This is a genomic window from Pleomorphomonas oryzae DSM 16300 (assembly GCF_000422965.1).
Classification (GTDB): Bacteria; Pseudomonadota; Alphaproteobacteria; order Rhizobiales; family Pleomorphomonadaceae; genus Pleomorphomonas; species Pleomorphomonas oryzae.
In genome coordinates this window covers 1-21361 of the sequence record NZ_AUHB01000022.1, presented here as the reverse complement: position 1 = coordinate 21361, position 21361 = coordinate 1, and the positions used below count along the sequence as shown (strand labels likewise).

Below are 21361 nucleotides of genomic sequence, written 5' to 3'. Positions count from 1 at the left end.
GCGGTTTCGGGGCTCTTCTAGAGCCCCTTGATCCGCTCCAGCCAGGCGTCTTCGTCGATCACCTCGATGCCGAGTTCGGCGGCCTTGGTGAGTTTTGAACCGGCGCCAGGGCCTGCCACCACCAGATCGGTCTTTTTCGACACCGAGCCGGCCACCTTGGCGCCAAGACGCTCAGCGGTGGCCTTGGCCTCGTCGCGCGTCATCTTCTCCAGCGAACCGGTGAACACCACCGTCTTGCCCGCCACCGGGCTGTTGGTGGTAACCGGTGCTTCGGCGTCGAGCGGCGTGATCTCCTTGAGAAGGGCGTCGATGGCCGCGAGGTTGTGATCTTCACCGAAGAAGTCGGTCAGTGCCTCGATCACCACGGCGCCAACGCCGTCGATGGCGTCGAGCTCGGCCAGCGTTTCCGGATCGCGGGCCGAGGCTTTCTTCATGGCATCGTAGAAATGGGCCCATGACCCATAGGCGCGGGCGAGCAGCTTGGCATTGCCTTCGCCGATGTGACGGATGCCGAGGCCGAATATCAGCCGATGCAGATCGATCTGCCGCCGCACCTCGATGCTGTCGAACAGATTCTTGACCGATGTCGAGCCGAAGCCGGGGAAGTTGGCGAGCCGGTTGAGGCCGGTGGCCTCGCGCTTGGCCAGCGTGAAGATGTCGACCGGCGTGCGGATGGACAGGTGCTCGTCTTCCAGCGCGTGGAAGAACTCGATCTGCTTGTCGCCGAGGCCCTCGATATCGAAGGCGTGGCGCGAGACGAAGTGCTTGAGGCTTTCCACCTGCTGCGCCGGACAGATCAGGCCGCCAGTGCAGCGGCGCACCGCGTCGATCTTGCCAGTCTTCTCGTTGATCTCGCGGGTGGCGTGGCTGCCGCAGCGCGGGCAGACCGTTGGAAATTGATAAGGAACGGCCTCGGCCGGGCGTCGCTCGAGAATGACATCGACCACCTGAGGGATGACGTCGCCGGCGCGCTGGATCACCACCGTGTCGCCGATGCGGATGTCGCGACCGTCGCGCAGCGGCAAGCCATCCTGGCCGATGCCCTTAATGTAATCCTCGTTGTGCAGCGTGGCGTTGGAGACGACGACGCCGCCCACCGTCACCGGTTCCAGCTTGGCGACCGGTGTCAGCGCACCGGTGCGGCCGACCTGAATGTCGATATCCTTGACGGTGGTGGACGCGCGCTCGGCCGGGAACTTGTGGGCGGTGGCCCAGCGCGGCGAACGCGAGCGGAAGCCGAGCCGCTCCTGCAGGATCAGGCTGTCGACCTTGTAGACCACGCCGTCGATATCGTAGCCGAGGTCGGCGCGCTGGCTTTCGATCAGCTGATAGTGGGCGAACAGCTCTTCTTCGGAGTGGCAGCGCACCATCAACGGATTGACCATGAAGCCCCAGTCGGCAAAGCGCATCACCGTGTCGTATTGCGTTTTGGCCAGCGGCTCGGAGAGATCGCCCCAGGCGTAGGCGAAGAAGGAAAGCGGCCGGCCGGCCGTCACCTTCGGGTCGAGCTGGCGCAACGAGCCGGCGGCGGCGTTGCGCGGATTGGCGAACAGGCGGCCGCTTTCGTTCATCATCCGCTCGTTGAGGGCGGCGAAATCGGCCTTCTTCATGTAGACCTCGCCGCGCACCTCGACGACGTCAGGAGCCCCTGACGGCAACTCGTTGGGAATCTCGGCAATGGTGCGAATGTTGGCCGTCACGTTCTCGCCCGTCGTGCCGTCGCCGCGCGTCGCTGCCGTGACGAGCCGGCCACGCTCGTAGCGCAGCGACATGGAGAGGCCGTCGATCTTCGGCTCGGCGGTGAACACCGGCGTCTCGGTGGTGCCGAGGAAGTTTCTCACCTGCTTGACGAAATCGTGGAGGTCGGCCTCGCTGAACAGGTTGTCGAGCGACAGCATCGGCCTGACGTGGCGGACCTCGGAGAAGGTCTCGGAGACGGGTGCGCCCACCTTGAGCGACGGCGAATCGGAGCGGACGAGCTCCGGAAAGCGTGCCTCGATTTCGCGGTTGCGGCCACGCAGCGCGTCATAGGCGGCGTCGGAAATCTCCGGCGCGTCCTTGGCGTGATAGAGCTGGTCGTGATGGGCGATTTCGGCGGCGAGACGCTGGAGTTCGGCGGCGGCCTCATCCTGTGTGAGGTCTTCGACGGGAATGGAATTGGTATCGGCCGACATCGCGCGTCCCCCGGTGAGGCTCGTTCTGAGGCTTGGTTAGAACGTAAGCCTTGGCGGCGCGCAAGATCTCAGAGAGCTGCGACAGCGGTCGTCACCATGAGAGCGCCGGCGAAGGCGGCGAGTACGCCTGCGGTGGCCCGGTTGAGGGCGCCGGCGCCGACGTAGCGGCGGCCGAGCCGGCCGAGTACGATGCCGACAAGCCCCCAGATCCCCGTCGCGACGGTGATGGCCGCGGCGGTTCCGACCGCCAGGATCGGCGACGGAAATCCCGGCGGCAGGATGGCGAAGGCAAGCACCAGTGCCTTGGGATTGATCAGGGTGATCAGGAATATCCGGTGCGTCGAAACCGATGGTCCCGCGGGATCGGCGCGCCAGATCTTCACCGCCGACAGGATGAGCGCCGCCGACGCCAGAAGCTTCAAAACGGGAGCGGCGACGGGGGCCGTCTCGGTGAGAAGGCCGGCCCCGAGGCCGAGCAAACACAGCGCCAGTCCATAGGCGATGACAACCGCCGCCACCGTCCCCGGCAGCCGGCGAAGGCCGCCTGTCGCCGTGGCCGCGGCGACCAGCGCGTTGGTCGGGCCGGGCAGCAGCAAGAGCAGCAGGGCGGCGGACAGAGTGGCGGCAAGCGTCATGGCGGTGGTCCGATAAAGGTCACTTGGGATGCCATATTTTCCGAATATAGAAAAGCGGCAACGGTCATGTGCGGAATGGTCAATTATGTCTTAATCCGCGTTTCCCTGTGGCGTTGCGATTTGCTAAGTCTTCCTGACGCGGCGGTGGACGCTGTGGTGCGAACCTTGCACCGCGGCGCGATGGTCGGTGGGGTGACGCATGGTGTATCGCGAGGGATGCCAGCGCCCCGAGGGTGGATAAACGGGAGCCAAGACGCTGAATTCGCTGTATTTCGGTATCGGATTCACAGTCATCCTGGCGCTCCTCGTGGCGCTGGTCGGGCCGTTGTTTGTCGATTGGACGGCCTACCGGGCGGCTTTCGAGACGGAGGCGGCGCATGTTCTGGGACACAAGGTGTCCGTTCGCGGCACAGCCGACGCCAGCCTGCTGCCCTATCCCTCGCTGTCCTTCTCCGATGTGGTGATCGGCGACGATCCCAATGCGCCGCTGATGACCGTCGGCAAATTCAATATGGAGATCGAGCTCTTCCCGCTCTTGTCAGGCGAAATCCACGTCACCGAGATGCAGGTGGTGCAGCCGGAGCTCAACGTCCGCATCGATGACAACGGCGCCTTCGAATGGATGGCCGCCGAGGGCGGCATCGGCATCAACCCCAGCCGGGTGATGCTGTCCGGCGTCGATATTCAGGATGGTCGCCTCGTCGTCACCGACGCACGGCACAGCCAGCCGGTGGTGGTCGACGGCATCGAGGCCCGCCTCGATGCGCCGGCACTGGCCGGCCCCTACAAGGTGGAAGGCACGGCGCGCGCCGGCGGCGACACGTTCACCATCAAGGCGGCGACCGGCGCCGCCGACGGCAAGGGCGGCTTCGCGCTCAAGGCCAACGTGCACTCGGCCAATCATCCGGTGGTCGCCAATTTCGACGGCCAGCTGAAGATCGCCAATCATCGTCCGACCTGGGCGGGCAAGGCGACGCTCGATCGCATCATCGCCAAGGACGACAAGGCAACGTTGCCCTGGGCGCTCACCGCCGATCTCGACGTTTCCAACCGGGCCGTGCTCGCCAAGGCGCTGGAGTTCCGCTACGGCGCGGAGGAACGGCCATTCACCATGTCCGGCGCCGCGACGCTGGATCTGGCGGCGGTGCCAAGCTTCGAGGCGGTGCTGTCGGCCCGCCAGATCGATCTCGACCGGACGCTGGGCGAGGGGCCTGACAAGCCGGTGTCCTTCGACGGCGCGCTTGCCGCCTTCGGCGCGACCATTGCCAGTCTGCCGGTGCCGAGCGTGCCCGGCCGCATCGGCTTCGATATTCCCGGCGTGGTGGTCGGCGGCAGCATCATTTCCGATCTCCGGGCCGATCTGGTCACCGCCCCCGCCGGCTGGACCATCGACACGCTGGAGGCGACGCTGCCGGGCAAGTCGTCGCTGGCCGCGCACGGGCAGCTGGCTACGGCGCCGACCATTGGCTTCAACGGTGACGTGTCGCTGTCCTCCGACCAGCCGGCGACGCTGATTTCCTGGTGGGCGCCCAATCGGCCAAAGGTCAATCTCGATCCCTTCCGCCTGTCGGCCAAGGTGACCGCCTCGGCGGACGGGCTGGCGCTGGAAGACGTCGACGCCAGTCTCGACCAAGGCAAGATCAGCGGCTCGCTCGACTTCGTCCCTGGCGTGAGCGGCCGTAAGCCGCGCCTGACCATGTCGCTCGATGCCGACCAGCTCAGGCTTTCGGACGTTCAGACGATCGCCGGTCTTGCGACCGGCCAGGGCGGCAATACCGGCGCCGACGTGGTGGTCAAGGCAGCCGTCGGCACGCTGATCGCCGGTGATGCCCGCGCCGAGGGCTTCGACGTATCGGCCTCGCTGGTCGATTCGACGCTCGACGTCGACAGGCTGTTCGTCCGCTCGCTGTCCGGCGCCCGCGTCACCGCGGCCGGCACCATCCGCGATTTGATGACGACGCCCGATGGCTCGATCCAGATGCGTGTGTCGGCGGAAAAGCTGGACGGCGTCGCCGATCTTGCCCGAGCATTGATCCCCGACACGCCCGCCGCCGCCTTCCTGCACGATGCCGCCCCCCATCTCGGGCCGGCCAGCCTCGAAGGCACGGTGCAGGCCAAGGCGTCGGGCGAGGGCACCGACCTCAAGGTGGAGTTGAACGGTTCGGCCGCGTCCACCAACATTCGTGGCGAATTGGCCTTCAAGGGGCGGGTGGATGCCTGGGATGCCGCCGACATTTCCACCGACATCAGCCTCACCGGCCCCGACGGCGCCGAGCTGATGCGCCAGTTCGGCCTTGAGGTCCCGGAGGTCGGCAAGCCGGGCGCCGGCAGCCTGACGCTGTCGGCCATGGGCAAATCGAAGGACGGCCTCGCCGTGGTGCTGCGCGGCGCCATGGGGCCGACCGAGGTGACGCTCAACGGCTCGGCGACCATGAAGCGCGGCGCCGCACCGGCCGCCGAACTCGATCTCGACCTGAAGTCGCCCGATGTCGGCTCGCTGCTGGTGCTCTCCGGCAACATCGTGCAGGGCGTCATCGGCTCGACGCCGGCCGACGTCGCCGCCCATCTTTCCATCGGCAACCGCAAGGTCCTGGTCGACCGCATCGAAGGCAAACTCGACGATATCCCAACCGTCGGCGATATCGCCATCGACTTTGCGCCCAACGTGCCGAAGGTCAGTGGCAATCTGTCGTTCGACGAGGGATCGCTCGCCGGTCTCGGCGAGGCCATTCTCGGACCGGCGTCCTTCGATTTCCCGATCGTTGAGAGCCGCAATCCCTGGCCGGAAGCGCCCTTCGGCGCAGCGTTGATCGACGGGTTCGACACCGATCTCGCCCTCAAGTTCGACCGGCTCGATATCGAAGGCGGGCCGACAGCCAAGAGCGTATCGCTGTCGCTCAACAGCAACGCCTCGGGCACCGGGCTCGACAACATCCAGGCGACGCTGGCCGGCGGCAAGCTCTCCGGCGATCTGATGATCAAGCGCGATCTCGACGGCACGGCCGGCGTTTCCGGAACGCTTCGCCTCGATCGCGCGGCGGCTGAGGAATTCGCCTGGCGGCGCGACGACCGGCCGATGGTGACCGGCGCCTTCAGCGTCGACGCCCAGGTCAACGCCACCGGACGGACGCTGGCCGGCTGGATGTCGTCCCTGACCGGCGGCGGCAGCTTCTCGCTTCAGAACGGCCGGCTCGCCCACATGACGACACGCGCCTTCGACCAGGTGATCCGGTTGGCCGACGCCGGCAAGGAGCTCAGCGAGGATCGCATCCGGCAGGCCTTCACCGACAACGTCGACATGGGCGATCTCGCCTTCGACCGGCTGGATGCCGCCTTCACGCTGGCCGGCGGCACGCTTCGGGCGCCGAACATCGTGGTGACGGGCAAGGACGGCGCCACCAGCGGTTCGGCGACGGTGGATATCGCCCGCGCCACGGTCGACAGCGAATGGCGGCTTTCGCTCGATGCCGGCGACGCTGCGGCCGGCGGCGGCGTACCGCAGGTGTCGGTGCTGTTCAAGGGGCCGATCGACGATCCGTCGCGTCGCATCGATGTCACCGGCTTTGCCTCCTATCTCGGCATCCGCGCTCTTGAGAAGGAAACGCAGCGGGTGGAGACCATGCAGGCCGACATTCAGGAGCGCGAGCTGTTGTCGCGGCAGGTGCAGCGCGACCGCGAAGCCCTCGACCGACGCAATCAGCTGATGCTGGAGGCGCGCCAGCGGGCCGCCGCGGCGGCGCTTGCCGAGAAGGCCAAGGCGGCCGCGTTGTTGGCGGCACAGAAAGCCAAGGCGGAGAAGCCTGTGAGCGGCGATCCGCTCGATGCCATCGGCAAAATGCTGCAGAACGGATCCCCGGCGCCCGCCCAGCCCGGCGCCAAGCTGAAGCAATTGCCCAGCGCCGACGTCGGCCTGCCGCCCGGCGGCGTGACGGGGAGTGCGCCATGAGCCCTTCCAGCGACCGTCCCGGCCGCCACCGCCGCCCCAAGCCGACCACGCGCCCGGCCACACCCGACGACGTCGAGATCATCGCCGACTTCATCCGTTCGCTTGCCGCCTATGAGAACCTGTCGGAAAAAATGGTGGCAACGCCCGAGGCCTATGCCGCCGCCTTCTTCGGCGACAACCCGCGCGTCTTCTGCGAACTCGGCTTCATCGGCGACAAGCCGGCCGGTATCGCCGTCTGGTTCTATTCCTTCTCGACCTTCCTCGGCCGGCACGGGCTCTATCTCGAAGACATCTTCGTCGATCCGGCAGCGCGCGGGCAGGGCGTCGGCAAGGCGCTGTTCGCCCGACTGGCCCGCCGCTGCGTCGATGAAGGGCTCGGCCGTTTCGAGTGGACGGTGCTCGACTGGAACAAGTCAGCCATCGGTTTCTACGCGGCGATGGGCGCGCCGCTCAATGACAGCTGGGTGCCGGTGCGCATGGGGCGCGAGGCGATCGAAAAGCTGGCGAGGGAATGCCCATGAGCCGGCCGCATCTCGATATCGTCGTCGCCATGGCGGAGAATGGCGTCATCGGCCGCGATGGCGACATGCCCTGGCACTTGTCGACCGATCTCAAGCGTTTCAAGGCGCTGACGCTCGGCCGCCCCATGGTGATGGGGCGCAAGACCTTCGATGCCATCGGCCGGCCGCTGCCGGGGCGGCAGACCTTCGTGGTGACGCGCGATCCGGCGTTCAAACCGGACGGGGTCACGGTGCTCGACGATCTCGACGCCGCGCTCAAGGCGGCGGCGGCGAGTGCCGAGACGAAGGGTGTTTCGTCCTTCGTGGTGGCCGGCGGCGGGGCGCTCTACGCGGCGACGATTGATCGCGCCGACCGGCTGTTCGTCACGCGGATCGCTGCCTCGCCGGACGGCGACACCCACTTTCCGCCCATCGATCCGGCGCTCTGGGTGCTGGAGGCCACTGAGCCGATGGTGCGTGGCGAGCGCGACAGTGCCGACGCCACATTCGAGACCTGGGTTCGGCGCCGCTGATCCCGGGCCGAAAGAATCGCTCACGGACGGTTGATCGGTGACACCACGCACCCCAAATGGCGTTTGATCTGTATGCGCATTGATGACAGGGGCATCGCCTCCTATGATCGACGCGGCAGACACAGCAGGAGCGTTTTCGGGTTGGGCATCGCCTGACCAATGGAAACGCTCCAGATTTTTATATTCGCAGGAAGGGACCCATATGCCCTGGAGCAATCAGAGTGGTGGCGGCGGCTGGAAAGGCGGCGGCAATGGACCGTGGGGGCAGCCGCCCCGGGGACCGCAGGGCGGCGGCGGTAACGAGCCCCCCGATCTCGAGGAACTGCTCCGGCGTGGACAGGACAAGCTTCGCCGTCTCCTCCCTGGCGGCGGCGGTGGCCGCTCCGGGCCGGGCGAGCCCACGGGCCTCAAGACGGCGCTGCCGCTGATCGCCATCGCGGCGGTCGGCTTCTGGCTTTATGAAAGCATCTACGTCGTCCAGCCGGACGAGGTGGGCGTCGAGCTGTTGTTCGGCAAGGTCAAGCCGGAGCTCAACGAGCCGGGCATTCATTTCGCCTTCTGGCCGATCGAGCAGGTGGAAACGCCGGCCCTTCTCAAGGAAAACCAGGAAGTGATGGGCGGCGCCGCCGCTGCTGGTACCGACTCGATCATGCTGTCGGGCGACCAGAACCTCGTCAGCGTCGAATTCTCGGTGCTCTGGCGGATTTCCGACCCCATCAAGTATCTGTTCCGCGTCGGCGATCAGCCGGACCTTGTCCGCAAGGTGTCGGAATCGGTGATGCGTGAAGTGGTCGGCCGCACCCGCGCCGACGAGTTTCGCACCACCGGTCGCGAGGTGGCCCAGACGGCCGTTCGCGAGCGTATCCAGCAGACGCTCGATGCCTATGACGCCGGTGTTTCGATCACCGCCGTCAACGTCACCCGCGCCGATCCGCCGCTCGAGGTGCAGGACGCCTTCGGCGAAGTGCAGCGCGCCCAGCAGGACCAGGACAAGTTCAAGCAGGACGCCCAGGCCTATGCCAACAAGCGGCTCGGCGAGGCGCGCGGCGAGGCATCGCAGATCCGCGAAGCAGCGCTCGGCTATCGTGACCAGGTGATCGCCGAGGCGACCGGTGGCGCCCAGCGCTTCACCTCTGTCTACCAGCAATACGTCAAGTCGCCCGACATCACGCGCGAGCGTATCTACCTCGAAACCATGGAAGGCGTGCTCTCGAAGACCAACAAGGTGATCCTCGACAGCGGCTCCACGCAGGGCGTTCTGCCCTATCTGCCGCTGCCCGAAGTCGGGCGTCCGACGACCCCCTCCAGCACGGGAGCCGGCCAGTAATGCGCACGATTGCCTTGCCCTTCGTCCTGATCGCCTTGGCGGTCCTCGCTCTGATCGCTTACTCGGCGACCTTCATCGTCACCGAGCGCGATCAGGCCATTCAACTGCGCTTCGGTGAGATCCAGAGGGTGATCACCAAGCCCGGCATCTATTTCAAGCTGCCGACCAACACCGTCGATACCGTGCAGATCATCGACAAGCGCCTCAACACGATCGAGATCGACAACAACGTCGTGCAGGTGCGTGACAGCCGTCAGTATGTGGTGGATGCCTTCGCAGCCTATCGCATCGTCAACGCCCGGGCCTTCCGCGAAAGCGTCACCGGCAACATGGCGGTGGCCGAAACGCGGCTTCGCACCCGGCTCGATTCGGCGCTACGCCGTGTCTACGGCACGCGCTCGTTTGGCGACGCGCTGTCGGAGGAGCGGGCGGCGATGATGAAGGAAGTGGCGGACTTCGTTCGTCCAGAGGCGGCCAACCTCGGCATCGAGATCGTCGAGCTCCGGATCCGCCGCACCGAGCTGCCGAACAACGTCCTCGAGCAGACCTATGACCGCATGCGTTCGGAGCGCCTCGCCGAGGCGGCCGAGCTCAGGGCCGAGGGTACGCAGGAAGCCGCCCGCATTCGCGCCGAGGCCGACCGTCAGGCGACGGTGCTGCAGGCCGAAGCGCGGCGCGACGCCGACATCCTGCACGGCGAGGGCGATGCCGAACGCAACCGCATCTTCGCGGAGGCCTATGGCGCCGACAAGAGCTTCTTCGAGTTCTACCGCTCGATGCAGGCTTATGCGGCTTCGTTGGCCAATGGCACGACCATGCTGCTCAAGCCGGACTCGGAGTTCTTCCGCTACTTCCGCGGACCGACCGGCTCTCTGCCGACGGTATCGACTCCGGCCGCTCAGGCCCAACCGTGAGGTCGCCTTGAACGACTTCCTGGTCGCCGTCGGCCTGATGGCCGTCCTCGAGGGGCTGCTTTACGCGGCAGCCCCTTCGCTGATGCGCAAGGGCATCCGCCAGATGCTCGAAGCGTCCGATTTCTGGCTCAGAACCGGCGGCGTCGCCGCCATGGCGGCGGGCGTCGCGGTGGTCTGGGCCGTGCGGGGCGGGTGAGCCTTGCCGTCCGCGGATGCCGAGGCGGGGTTTGTCTCCATCCGTGAAACAGATTATGACTTCGCCGAATGCGTGGTCCACGATCGCCCGATCGTGCCACCCGGTACGAAGCCTGTTCGGCCTTTGTTACCGGTTTTGATCTAGCGTCCGCGTTTCCGAGAAACCTGCCGGTTCTCGGGTGGAAGCTCCAGGAGAGGAAGACCTGCTATGGTCTCATGGAACAGGACAGTGCCGGGTACCGGATGGCGACGCGGATCGGGCCTCGCGGCACTGACGCTGGCGGCGGCACTCGCTATGACCGGTGCCGGACCGGTGGCGGCCGAGCAGGGACCGCCGTCCGTTGCCGATCTTGCCGAGAAGCTGCTCGGGGCGGTGGTGAACATCTCGACCACGCAGACGGTGGCCGAGACGCGGCAGGTGCCGCTGCCGCAGGTGCCGGAAGGGTCGCCCTTCCAGAATTTCTTCGACGAATTCTTCGACAAGAACGGCAAGAACAACGGTGGCGGCGACAACGGCGGCGACAATGGCGCCGATAACGAGAGTGGCGGCGGCGACGAGGGCGGTACCGATGGCGGCGGCGATCCGCACAAGGTGCAGTCGCTCGGCTCGGGCTTCGTCATCGATCCCTCGGGCATCATCATCACCAACAACCACGTGATCGAAGATGCCGACGAGATCATCGCCAACTTCTCCGACGGCACCAAGCTGAAGGCGGAACTGATCGGCCACGATGCCAAGACCGACCTGGCGGTGCTGCGCGTCAAGCCGGACAAGCCGCTGACATCGGTGAAATTCGGCGACAGCGAGCATATGCGCGTCGGCGACTGGGTGATGGCGATCGGCAACCCGTTCGGCCTCGGCGGCACGGTGACCACCGGCATCATCTCGGCGCGCAATCGCGACATCAATTCCGGACCCTACGACAACTACATCCAGACCGACGCCGCCATCAACCGCGGCAACTCCGGCGGCCCGCTATTCAACCAAGAGGGTGAGGTGATCGGCATCAACACCGCCATCATTTCCCCGTCGGGCGGTTCGATCGGTATCGGCTTTGCCATTCCCTCGGAGATCGCGACCGGCGTCGTCGATCAGCTGCGCGAATTTGGCGAGACCCATCGCGGCTGGCTGGGTGTCAACATCCAGGAAGTGACCGACGATCTTGCCGAGAGCCTGGGCATCACCAGCCCGCAGGGTGCCCTGGTGGCCGGTGTGACCGAGGGCGGACCGGCGGCGGCGGCCAAGATCGAGCCGGGCGATGTGATTACTGCTTTTGATGGCCATCCCATCAAGACCATGCGCGAGCTGCCGCGCCTCGTCGCCAACACGCCGGTGGGCAAGGAAGTGCCGCTGACGCTGATCCGCAAGGGCAAGGAGCTGACGCTGCCCGTCAAGCTAGGACGCCTCGAAGAGGGCGAAAAGGTCGCGGCGAAGACCGAAGAGAAGCCGGCCGAGCCGCCGAAGGATCAGACCAAGACCCTTGGCCTGACGCTCGGACCGCTCGATAGCGGCGCCCGCGACAAGTACCACTTCAACGCCGACGTGAAGGGCGTCGTGGTGACCGGCGTCGATCCGGCGAGCACGGCGGCCGAAAAGGGCATCGCGGCGGGCGATCTGATCGTCGAGGTGGCACAGGAAGAGGTACTGGCGCCCGATGACGTCGCCAAGACGGTGGAAAAGCAGAAGACCATGGGCCGCAAATCGGTGCTGCTTCTGGTCTCCAACGCCGGCGGCGACCTGCGCTTCATCGCGGTGAAGATCGACTGACCAAGGCGGTCCTTCTGAAATGACGACGGCCGGTTCCTGATGGGACCGGCCGTTTTCGTTGGGGACACGCGGCTGATGATAGCGGAAGCGCAGCCGTCAATCGGTCGGGCGTCTCACCAGGGCGATGTCGATGTTGCGCTCGGGGTAGAAATCGTCGGCCGTGAGTTCGAAGGTGGTGGGGCCGGTTTTCTTGACGCCGCTGCCGCAGAAGGAGACCAGCGTGTCAGTATCGCCCTTGTCGACCGTCAGGTGAAAGTGGCCGATGGTGCCACCCCAGTTGGCGCCGGTGGTCAGCACGTAGGAAATCCAGCTCTCCTGGAGATAGGAATCCTGGGTCTTGGCGTCAGCGAGGCGCTTGGCGACCGTTTTGACGAAGTCGTCGTCGAAGCAATAGCGCTGCTTCTCTCGGTCGAACTCCTCGCCGCTGAACGGTGCGTTTTCGTCGACGCCGATGAAGTTGAGGCCGGCAGTGGCGCCGACGCTGGGCGTATAGCGGTGGGCGACGCGCAGATCGCGGCCGGCCGGGAAGGTGGTGCGCCACCAGTAGGTGGTCTTGAGCTTCCAGACAGGCACGTAGTCAGTCTTCCAGCCGCTGCCGTCGTCATAGTCCATGGGGATGACAATGCCGCGCTCGATCCAGTCGGCGAGCAGGTCTTTCGGCAGGGCGGCCAGCGCTTTGCTGGTGGTTTCGCCAAAAGGCAACAGCGGGATGCCGTGGTCCTTCAGTTCTTGCGTCACGTCGACATCGACAGCGAAGGCGTGACGGTCGATCTCGGGATTCACCGGCTTGTCGTCGATGGCCACCGAGAAGTTCATGAAGTTGTCGGAGTCAGGGTTGGGGACCGACACGATGAAGTCGCCGCTGCCCTCGATGTCCGGCATCGGGAAGGCCACCACGGTGGTCCGGTCGTGGTCGCCGCCGTTGTGGAAGACGTAATCGACACGCACCTGCTTGGGCGAGATGTAAAGATCCTCGCTTTGCATGCTGACATCGTCGGTGGAGACGAAGGTCAGGCCTCCGGCGGCCAGTTCCGCCATGGTGTCATTGGCGTAGGCAAGGCCAGGTATGCCTGCCAGCAAAGCGGTAACCCCGACGGCGGTCCATTTCATCATACGGCGACCTCGGCTTTGATATGCGGATGCGGATCATAGCCTTCGATCGTGACGTGCTCGAATCGGAAATCGCGGACGTCGGTTATCCCTTCGGCGAGTTTCAGCCGGGGCAGGGCGCGCGGCGCGCGGGTGAGCTGCAGGCGGGCCTGATCGAGATGGTTGCGGTAGAGATGGGCGTCGCCCAGCGTGTGCACGAAATCGCCCGGCTTGAGGCCGGTCGCCCGCGCCATCATGGCGGTGAGCAGCGCATAGGAGGCGATGTTGAACGGCACGCCGAGGAACACGTCGGCCGAGCGCTGGTACATCTGGCAGGAGAGGCGGCCATCCGCGACATAGAACTGGATGAGCAGATGGCAGGGCGGCAGCGCCATCTTCGGCACGTCGGCCGGGTTCCAGGCGGTGACGATCATCCGGCGCGAATCGGGATTGCGGCGGATGGTCTCCTGCACCTCGGCGATCTGGTCGATGGTGCCGCCGTCCGGCTTCGGCCAGGAGCGCCACTGATGACCGTAGACGGGGCCGAGGTTGCCGTTCTCGTCGGCCCACTCGTCCCAAATTGAAACGCCGTTGTCCTTCAAATACTTGATGTTGGTGTCGCCCTGAAGGAACCAGATCAGTTCGTGGACGATCGACTTGATGTGCAGCTTCTTGGTCGTCAAGAGCGGGAAGCCGTCGGCGAGGTTGAAGCGCATCTGATGGCCGAAGACCGACAGCGTACCGGTGCCGGTGCGGTCTTCCTTGGCGGTGCCGGTGTCGAGGATGAGCTTCAGAAGGTCGAGATACTGCTGCATGACGGTCCGCTTGCTGGCGTGGATCGCTGGAGATTAGCCGGAGTCGGAGAGAGAGTCAGCCTTGGTCGGCGCGACGAAGTTGCGGGCGAGAGCGTGATAGACGCCTTCCGGCGCGATGAAGCTGGACACCTTGCCGGCAATCAGCGCCACCAGCATCAGCGGCAGTAGCATGGCATGGTTGAGCGTCATTTCCTGGACGATGACCACCGACGTCAGCGGCGCTTGTACGACTCCGGCGAGATAGGCGCACATGCCGAGGAGAGCGATGGCCGGGGCTGCGTCGGTGTCGAGCAAATGGGCGACATCCAGCCCCAGTCCCGCGCCGATCGAGAGCGACGGCGAGAAGATGCCGCCGGGAATGCCCGACAGCGTCGAGGCCAGCGTGGCGATCAGCTTTGCTGGCCCGTACCACAAGCCGATCCCGGCTGGGCTTTGGTGAATGGCCGCGCGTGCCGCCTCGTAGCCGGTGCCGCTGACGTCGCTGCCCGAGGCAAAGCCGAGGAGAGCGACTAGGAGACCTAGAAGGGCAGCGGTCGCCACCGGATGATGCCGGATGAAGTTGCCCGCTCGGCCCGGCAGGCCGTGTGACCAGGCGACGTTAAAGCGGTTGAACAGGCCACCGAGCGCGCCGCCGACCACGGCCACGATCGGAACGGCGATCCAGGCAATGCCCGGCGCCAGCGTCACGTAGGACGAGCCGAAGTAGGTGTAGTCGCCGAGCAGCATCTGGGCCGTCAGGCCGGCAAGCATCACGGTCATGATGACAATGCCGCTCGCCTTGCTGTCAAAGGAGCGGCTCAATTCCTCGATGGCGAAGACGATGCCGGCGAGGGGAGTGTTGAAGGCGGCTGCAACGCCGGCTGCGCCGCCGGCAAGCAGCAGCGACGAGCGATTGATCGAGGCGACGCGCCCGGCGGCCTGCATGATGGCGGCGCCCACCTGCACGGTTGGTCCCTCGCGGCCGAGCGATCCGCCCACCAACAGGCCGAACAGCATGAGCAGGATCTTGCCGCCGGCGATCCGCAGCGAGACGAGGTGGCTGGACGGTTCGGCCGCCGGCAACTTGCGAGCGGCGATCACTTGGGGGATGCCGCTGCCTTGCGAGCCGGGAAAAAGACGGCGGGCAAGAAAACAGGAGAGCGCGAATCCGGCTGGGGTTGCCGCGAGCGGCAGCCAGTGAAACGACGCGGTCCCTGCCCGGAAGGCTGTCTGGGCGAGGTCTGCGGCGCGAGCCATCAGCACGGCGGCGATGCCGACGCCGATGCCGCCGGCCAGGAACAGGATCCGGCGACGGAGGCGCGAGGCCCCGATACGGGAATAACGGGCATAGACGATGGGGCGATGCGGTCGATGCATGAAGGTTCGCCGGTTCGGTGCGTTACGCGATAAAGGACGGTTCCGGAGCTTCTATCGACCTCATCTTCGGGCAAGGTCAAGCCGGAGGGGGGCATGGCGGCTTCCCATGCCTGGGGGCGATCGTTTGCCGCCTCTTCACAGGCGGTCCCCAACACCCTATATGTCTTCCTGCCGGAGCAATCCGGCTATGGTGATAAACGGACTGCGCAATAAACCATTCGGACCCGGGGGCGGTACCCGGCGCCTCCACCCAAGTCCTTGCAAAGCCATCCGGCGCAAGGCCTTCGGCGGGGGCGAAATAGGATCGACGGGGGCGTAAAGGCGGCTCTTTCACTCGGCATTGTACCACCGTTATCGGGCTAAACCTATAGTTGCGAATGACAACTATGCTCCGGTGGCCGTCGCCGCGTAATGCGGTGCCCAAACTGGGAATCAAGCCCTAGGGGTTAGCACCTTTAGGCGGGGTTCGGAGGCACCTGGCAACAGAAGCCTCCACTTAATCTCCTCACAATCCGTTCGATCTCTTGTGCGCTTCCGGCGATGTGCCGCGAGGGCGTTTACACTGTTGCGCCCGATGCTTTAGACTGGCGGTCAACGACGCAGCCGGTTGGTTGCCGGTGATTTGCTCAAGGCGGAGCCTCAATGCCCAAGGACATGATCCGTTATGACGTTCTGGCTCAGGAGGCTTTCCGCGGCCTGGTGAAGAAGGTGCTGACCGAAGTGGCGCACGCCGGCCTGCCGGGCGAGCATCATTTCTACATCATCTTCGACACGCGGGCGCCGGGCGTGCGCATTTCCAGCCGCCTCAAGGAACGCTACCCGGACGAGATGACCATCGTCATCCAGCACCAGTATTGGGAGCTGGTGGTCAACGAGACGAGCTTCGAGATCGGCCTTTCCTTCTCCGGCGTGCCGGAAAAGCTGGTGGTGCCGTTCGCATCGATTCGCGGCTTCTTCGATCCGTCGGTGGAATTCGCGGTGCAGTTCCCGCTGGTCGACGAGAGCGGCAACGCTGCCGACATGCCCGAGGAAGGCCCGCTCAAGGCGATCGGTCCGGCCACCGGCGAACCCAAGGCTGCGCCGCGCCCAGCCGCCAAGGCGCCGGCCGCCAAGCCGGCAAAGCCCGCCGAAGCGGCAAAGCCGAAGGCTGAAAGCGAGCCGAAGGCGGACGACAAGCCGGAGGGCGAGCCCAAGGGGCCGACGGTGATTTCTCTCGACGCCTTCCGCAAGAAGCCCTGAGCCGGCCATGGGCGACCTCGTCAACCTTCGCCGGGCGCGCAAGGATCGCGACCGCCGCCGCCGCGAGGACGAGGCGGCGGAGAACCGCGCCAAGTTCGGCCGCACCAAGGTGGAGAAGCTGACGGCCAAGGCACAGGATGAACTCGACGCGCGCCGGCTCGACGGTCACTGCCTTGATCTCGCTGCCGATCCGGAAACGCCGTCGGACTCCCGGACATGAACGTCAAGCGGTCGCTGTCGCTGGCCGGGCATCGGACCAGCCTGGCGCTGGAGCCGGAGTTCTGGGACGCGGCCGAGCGCCTCGCCGAGCAACGCGGCCAAAGTCTTTCCGCCTTCGTTCTCGACATCGACCGGACGCGTGGCGCCCGTAATCTGGCGAGCGCCGTCCGTGTGGCCGTGCTCGCCCATCTCACCGCTCCCGCTTCCCTTCCGGAGCGCGCTTCCTCCTGATCCCGAGTCCCGATCTTGGTTGACCTCACCCTGCACCTCCTGACGGCGCTGTTCTTCGCCGCCTTCGTCGCCGGTTTCATCGATTCCATCGCCGGCGGTGGCGGGCTGATCACCGTGCCGGCGTTGATGCTGGCCGGCTTCACGCCGATCCAGTCGCTCGGCACCAACAAGCTGCAGGCGCTGTTCGGCTCGGCCTCGGCGACGCTGGGCTACGCGCGGGCAGGGCAGGTGGATCTGAGATCGCAGATGCCGATGGCGCTGATGTCGGCCGGCGGCGCCGTATTGGGGGCGCTGCTTGCCACCGTGCTGCCGGGCGATTGGCTGCAGATCGCCATGCCGATCATGCTGATCGCCATCGCCGTCTATTTCGCCTTCAAGCGCGGTCTCAACGATCAGGATCGTCACGCCCGGATGACGCCCTTCCTGTTCACGCTGACCTTCGTGCCATTGATCGGCTGTTATGACGGCCTGTTCGGGCCGGGTACCGGTTCGTTCTTCATGCTGGGCTTCGTGTCGCTGGCCGGCTTCGGCCTTCTGAAGGCGACGGCGCATACCAAGATGCTCAATTTCGCGAGCAATATCGGCAGCTTCTTCGTCTTCCTCGCCTCGGGGGTGATCTTCTGGAAGCCCGGCCTCGTCATGGGCGTCGGCCAGTTCCTCGGCGCGCAGATCGGATCGCGGTTAGCCGTCCGGGGCGGCGCCAAGATCATTCGGCCACTCCTGGTGGTCACCTGCATCGGCCTTGCCATTAAGCTGTTGGCCGACCCCGCCAACCCGGTGCGGATGTGGGTGATGGGACTGTAAGGGAGCCCTATATTCGCGTTGTACCTCTTTCTGCCTGAGGTCCTGCGCCTTCGCGCAGGATGGCAAAATTATATAATAAAAACATATACATAAATTGTCATCCTGCGCGAAGGCGCAGGACCTCAGGACGAGAAAGCGAGAGGCCGGTACAGGTCGTTCCGATAGCTAAGCCTACACCGCCGCGAACTCATCGCGGGCAAAGCCCTGCAGGTAGAGCACGGCGGTGAGATCGCCATGGCGGATCGACACTTCCGCCGCCTCGGCCACCTTCGGCTTGGCGTGGAAGGCGACGCCGAGGCCGCTTTCGTTGATCATGTCCAAATCGTTGGCGCCGTCGCCGATCGCCACCGTCTCGTGATGGGCCAGGCCGCGCGCCTCGCGGAGCTCGATCAGCGTGGCGAGTTTGGCCGCCTTGCCGAGGATCGGTTCGGCGACGAGGCCGGAGAGCTTGCCGCCCTCGGTCATCAGGCAATTGGAGCGGTCCTCGTTGAAGCCGATCATGTCGCGGATGCGGTCGGTGAACAGCGTGAAGCCGCCGGAGACCAGCGCCGTATAGGCGCCGTGCGCCCGCATGGTGCCGATCAGCTCGCGACCACCCGGCGTCAGTGTGATGCGCTCGCGCAGTACTTCGTTGACGACGCCGGTGTCGAGCCCCTTCAGAAGCGCGACGCGCTCTCGCAGCGCCGGCTCGAAGGCGATCTCGCCGCGCATCGCCCGCTCGGTGATGGCGGCGACGTGCTCCTTGAGGCCGACGAAGGCGGCGAGCTCGTCGATGCATTCCTGGCCGATCATGGTGCTGTCCATGTCGGCAACGAGTAGCTTCTTGCGCCGCCCCTCGGTGGGAAGCACGGCGAAATCGACAGCGGCGTTGCCGACCACCTCAGTAATGCGGTGCATCGCTTCGTTATGGGAGAGGTAGTCGCCAACGGCGATATCGGCGGCAATGCCCTCGGCCAGCACCCTATGGGCATCGCCGCCCAGCCGTCGCGATACGCCGGCAATCAGGCTATCGGTCACTTGCGGATCGGCCGGAGATGAGACAAGCGTTGCGACGAGCGACATGGGAGGCTCCAGGCGTGACGGCGGAGACGGGAGAAAGACGCGCGGTTCTGATAGCCGGCCCGACGGCGAGCGGCAAGTCGGCTCTGGCGCTGGCGATCGCCGAACGCTGCGGCGGCGTGGTGATCAACGCCGATTCGATGCAGGTCTACCGCGAGCTCAGCATCCTGACGGCCCGGCCGTCGGCGGAGGACGAGGCGAGGGCGCCGCACCGCCTCTATGGTCACGTCGCCAGCGGCGACGGCTATACCGTCGCGCGTTATCTCGACGACCTCGAAAAGACGTTGAAGGACATGGCCGGCCGGCCGGCGGTGATCGTCGGCGGCACCGGTCTCTATTTCAACGCCATGACGCAGGGCCTCTCCGATGTGCCGCCCATCGACGAGCGGGTGCGTGCCTTCTGGCGCGAGCGGGCGCGGACGGCGAGCCCGGCGGCGCTGCACAAGGAGTTGGCGGTGGTCGATCCCGTTCTCTACGGGCGGCTGCATCCCAACGATACACAGCGGGTGCTCAGGGCGCTGGAGGTGGCGGACAGCACCGGACGGCCGCTATCGGAATGGCAGGAGACGCGGTCGCGGCCGCTGATTTCCGGCGGTCCTATCGCCTACATCGTCATGGCGCCGGAGCGCGACTGGCTGCACGATCGCATCGACGAGCGTTTCCGGGCGATGGCGACGGGCGGGGGGCTCGACGAAGCACGAGCGTTCGCCGCCCTTCGGCTCGATCCGGCGCTCCCGGCCATGAAGGCGATTGGTGTGCCGGAAATGATCGCCGCGGCGCGGGGCGAGCTGCCGATCGAGGAGGCGGTCGAGGCGGCGATCATTGCGACGCGGCAATATGCCAAACGGCAGGAAACCTGGTTTCGCAACCAGATGCCCGACTGGCCGCGCGTCGATCCGGCGGCATCGCGACATTTTCTTGCTGTGGCCGACGATATCGCGCAACGAATGAAATAGGCTCTTGACCTGTCAGTCGGGTGTCGGTAGTTTGCCGGCCATTCCGGGGCGTTTCCCGGCGTTCGAACCAGAGGGCGGCATGCGTTCCCTTCTCGTAGTACTTAGATGGCGCACCGTGTCGGAGGTCTCCTGCTGAGGCCTGCGGTAAATCATGGTGCGCGGAAATCGGGTCCCTCTTCGGGGCCTTTTTTATTACCTGAACAATGCAGACAATAGCCCCCGGAACGACGGGACGAGAGCTTGAGGTAACAGGCGATGACACGGCAGATGACAGGCGCGGAAATGGTCATCCAGGCGCTGATCGATCAGGGCGTCGACACCATTTTCGGTTACCCCGGTGGCGCTGTGCTGCCGATCTTCGACGAACTGTTCCAGCAGGAAGAGGTTCGCCACATCCTCGTCCGTCATGAGCAGGGCGCGGGACATGCCGCCGAAGGCTATGCCCGCTCGACCGGCAAGGTCGGCGTGGCGCTGGCCACTTCCGGCCCCGGCGCCACCAACATGGTGACGGCGCTGACCGATGCGCTGCTCGACTCGATTCCGATGGTCTGCATCACCGGCCAGGTGCCGACGACGCTGATCGGCACCGACGCCTTCCAGGAGGCCGACACGGTCGGTATCACGCGGCCCTGCACCAAGCACAACTGGCTGGTCCGCCGCATCGAGGATCTGCCGGCCATCCTGCACGAGGCGTTCCGCATCGCCACCACCGGCCGTCCCGGCCCGGTTCTGGTCGACATTCCGAAGAACATCCAGTTTCAGACCGGTACCTACGAGAACTGCAAGGACAAGTCGCTGACGCAGTATCATCCGGCGGTGAAGGCCCCGGATGCCGCCATTCGCGAGGCCGTCGAGCTGATGGCCGCCGCCAAGAAGCCGATCCTCTATACCGGCGGCGGTGTCATCAACTCCGGTCCCAAGGCGGTGGCGCTCTTGCGCGATCTCGTCAAGATGACCGGCTTCCCGGTGACCTCGACGCTGATGGGCCTCGGCGCCTATCCGGCTTCCGGCAAGAACTGGCTCGGCATGCTCGGCATGCACGGCACCTACGAAGCCAACCTCGCCATGCACGATTGCGACGTGATGGTTTGCATCGGCGCGCGCTTCGACGACCGTATCACCGGCCGCATCGATGCCTTCTCGCCCAAGTCCAAGAAGATCCACATCGACATCGATCCGTCGTCGATCAACAAGAACGTGGTGGTCGACCTGCCGATCGTCGGCGATGTCGGCTCGGTGCTGGAAGACATGATCGCCGCCTGGAATGCCCGCAAGCCGGTGCAGGATAAGGTGGCGCATGCCGCCTGGTGGAAGCTGATCGACGGCTGGCGGGCCAAGAAGTGCCTGACCTATCGGCATTCGGCCGAGGCGATCATGCCGCAATATGCCATTGAGCGGTTGTTCGAGCTGACAAAGGGCCGTGACACCTACATCACCACCGAGGTGGGCCAGCACCAGATGTGGGCGGCGCAGTATTATCATTTCGACGAGCCGAACCGCTTCATGACGTCGGGCGGTCTCGGCACCATGGGCTATGGACTGCCGGCGGCCATCGGTACCCAGCTCGCCCACCCGGGTTCGCTGGTGATCGACATCGCCGG

The 21361-nt window shown here is 65.6% G+C and carries 19 protein-coding genes and 1 other RNA gene; 14 read left to right on the top strand and 6 right to left on the bottom strand.

All coding sequences use genetic code 11. From position 1 onward, the window contains the following. Positions 1 to 17 precede the first annotated feature (17 nt). Together ligA and G522_RS28405 are read right to left on the bottom strand one after the other, a co-directional pair. A complete protein-coding gene (ligA, locus tag G522_RS0123295) occupies positions 18 to 2174 on the bottom strand; it encodes an NAD-dependent DNA ligase LigA (RefSeq protein WP_026793085.1) in 2157 nt (718 codons plus the stop codon). A 68-nt stretch (positions 2175 to 2242) separates the two neighbouring features. Then, the gene (locus G522_RS28405; RefSeq protein ID WP_051229162.1) at positions 2243 to 2809 is read right to left on the bottom strand and encodes a LysE family transporter; all 567 of its coding nucleotides are present in this window, start codon (positions 2807 to 2809) and stop codon (positions 2243 to 2245) included. Positions 2810 to 3065: 256 nt separating this feature from the next. Between G522_RS28405 and G522_RS0123285 the strand changes: the two genes are divergently transcribed. The 7 genes from G522_RS0123285 (at position 3066) to G522_RS0123255 (ending at position 11992) form a co-directional block, all read left to right on the top strand. Then, positions 3066 to 6755, top strand: coding sequence for an AsmA family protein (locus tag G522_RS0123285; RefSeq protein WP_342663919.1), 3690 nt, complete (start codon positions 3066 to 3068; stop codon positions 6753 to 6755). Continuing rightward, on the top strand, positions 6752 to 7276 hold the full coding sequence (locus G522_RS28400; protein ID WP_051229160.1) for a GNAT family N-acetyltransferase: 525 nt from the start codon (positions 6752 to 6754) through the stop codon (positions 7274 to 7276). Before G522_RS0123285 ends, G522_RS28400 begins: the two co-directional genes overlap by 4 nt. Then, positions 7273 to 7788 (top strand): dihydrofolate reductase, encoded by a 516-nt coding sequence (locus tag G522_RS0123275; RefSeq protein ID WP_026793083.1) that lies wholly within the window; start codon positions 7273 to 7275, stop codon positions 7786 to 7788. The genes G522_RS28400 and G522_RS0123275 overlap by 4 nt, the downstream gene beginning before the upstream one ends. A 202-nt stretch (positions 7789 to 7990) precedes the next feature. Continuing rightward, on the top strand, positions 7991 to 9115 hold the full coding sequence (hflK, locus tag G522_RS0123270; RefSeq protein ID WP_026793082.1) for an FtsH protease activity modulator HflK: 1125 nt from the start codon (positions 7991 to 7993) through the stop codon (positions 9113 to 9115). Next, entirely contained in the window at positions 9115 to 10029 is a 915-nt protein-coding gene (gene hflC, locus G522_RS0123265; protein WP_026793081.1) for a protease modulator HflC, read from the top strand. Before hflK ends, hflC begins: the two co-directional genes overlap by 1 nt. Positions 10030 to 10036: 7 nt before the next feature. After that, positions 10037 to 10225: a DUF2065 domain-containing protein gene (locus G522_RS0123260; protein WP_026793080.1), complete on the top strand. Its 189-nt coding sequence runs from the start codon at positions 10037 to 10039 to the stop codon at positions 10223 to 10225. Positions 10226 to 10519: 294 nt separating this feature from the next. Then, complete coding sequence (locus G522_RS0123255; protein WP_245586726.1) at positions 10520 to 11992, top strand: DegQ family serine endoprotease; 1473 nt, start codon at positions 10520 to 10522, stop codon at positions 11990 to 11992. 96 nt (positions 11993 to 12088) lie between these two features. On the opposite strand, the gene G522_RS0123250 is transcribed toward G522_RS0123255, so the two are convergent. The 3 genes from G522_RS0123250 to G522_RS28395 are packed head-to-tail and all read right to left on the bottom strand — an operon-like array spanning position 12089 to position 15252. Beyond that, positions 12089 to 13105 (bottom strand): DUF4424 domain-containing protein, encoded by a 1017-nt coding sequence (locus G522_RS0123250; RefSeq protein ID WP_026793078.1) that lies wholly within the window; start codon positions 13103 to 13105, stop codon positions 12089 to 12091. After that, the gene (locus G522_RS0123245; RefSeq protein ID WP_026793077.1) at positions 13102 to 13896 is read right to left on the bottom strand and encodes a thymidylate synthase; all 795 of its coding nucleotides are present in this window, start codon (positions 13894 to 13896) and stop codon (positions 13102 to 13104) included. Before G522_RS0123245 ends, G522_RS0123250 begins: the two co-directional genes overlap by 4 nt. A 33-nt stretch (positions 13897 to 13929) precedes the next feature. Next, complete coding sequence (locus G522_RS28395) at positions 13930 to 15252, bottom strand: chloride channel protein (RefSeq protein ID WP_036840699.1); 1323 nt, start codon at positions 15250 to 15252, stop codon at positions 13930 to 13932. A 130-nt stretch (positions 15253 to 15382) separates the two neighbouring features. Between G522_RS28395 and ssrA the strand changes: the two genes are divergently transcribed. From ssrA to G522_RS0123220, 5 genes are all read left to right on the top strand, one after another. After that, positions 15383 to 15749: a transfer-messenger RNA gene (ssrA, locus tag G522_RS29770) on the top strand. A 145-nt stretch (positions 15750 to 15894) separates the two neighbouring features. Then, a complete protein-coding gene (locus G522_RS0123235) occupies positions 15895 to 16491 on the top strand; it encodes an SspB family protein (protein WP_026793076.1) in 597 nt (198 codons plus the stop codon). A gap of 7 nt (positions 16492 to 16498) precedes the next feature. Beyond that, positions 16499 to 16711, top strand: a complete 213-nt coding sequence (locus G522_RS0123230) for a DUF4169 family protein (protein ID WP_026793075.1) — start codon at positions 16499 to 16501, stop codon at positions 16709 to 16711. Beyond that, entirely contained in the window at positions 16708 to 16941 is a 234-nt protein-coding gene (locus G522_RS30180; RefSeq protein ID WP_036840696.1) for a ribbon-helix-helix domain-containing protein, read from the top strand. Before G522_RS0123230 ends, G522_RS30180 begins: the two co-directional genes overlap by 4 nt. 15 nt (positions 16942 to 16956) lie before the next feature. Beyond that, positions 16957 to 17745: a TSUP family transporter gene (locus G522_RS0123220; RefSeq protein WP_026793074.1), complete on the top strand. Its 789-nt coding sequence runs from the start codon at positions 16957 to 16959 to the stop codon at positions 17743 to 17745. Positions 17746 to 17916: 171 nt separating this feature from the next. On the opposite strand, the gene serB is transcribed toward G522_RS0123220, so the two are convergent. Then, complete coding sequence (gene serB / locus G522_RS0123215; protein ID WP_026793073.1) at positions 17917 to 18807, bottom strand: phosphoserine phosphatase SerB; 891 nt, start codon at positions 18805 to 18807, stop codon at positions 17917 to 17919. A gap of 14 nt (positions 18808 to 18821) precedes the next feature. Between serB and miaA the strand changes: the two genes are divergently transcribed. After that, positions 18822 to 19760, top strand: coding sequence for a tRNA (adenosine(37)-N6)-dimethylallyltransferase MiaA (gene miaA, locus G522_RS0123210; protein WP_026793072.1), 939 nt, complete (start codon positions 18822 to 18824; stop codon positions 19758 to 19760). Positions 19761 to 20015: 255 nt separating this feature from the next. After that, on the top strand, positions 20016 to 21361 hold a 1346-nt coding region (gene ilvB / locus G522_RS0123205; protein ID WP_036840705.1), incomplete at its 3' end, for a biosynthetic-type acetolactate synthase large subunit.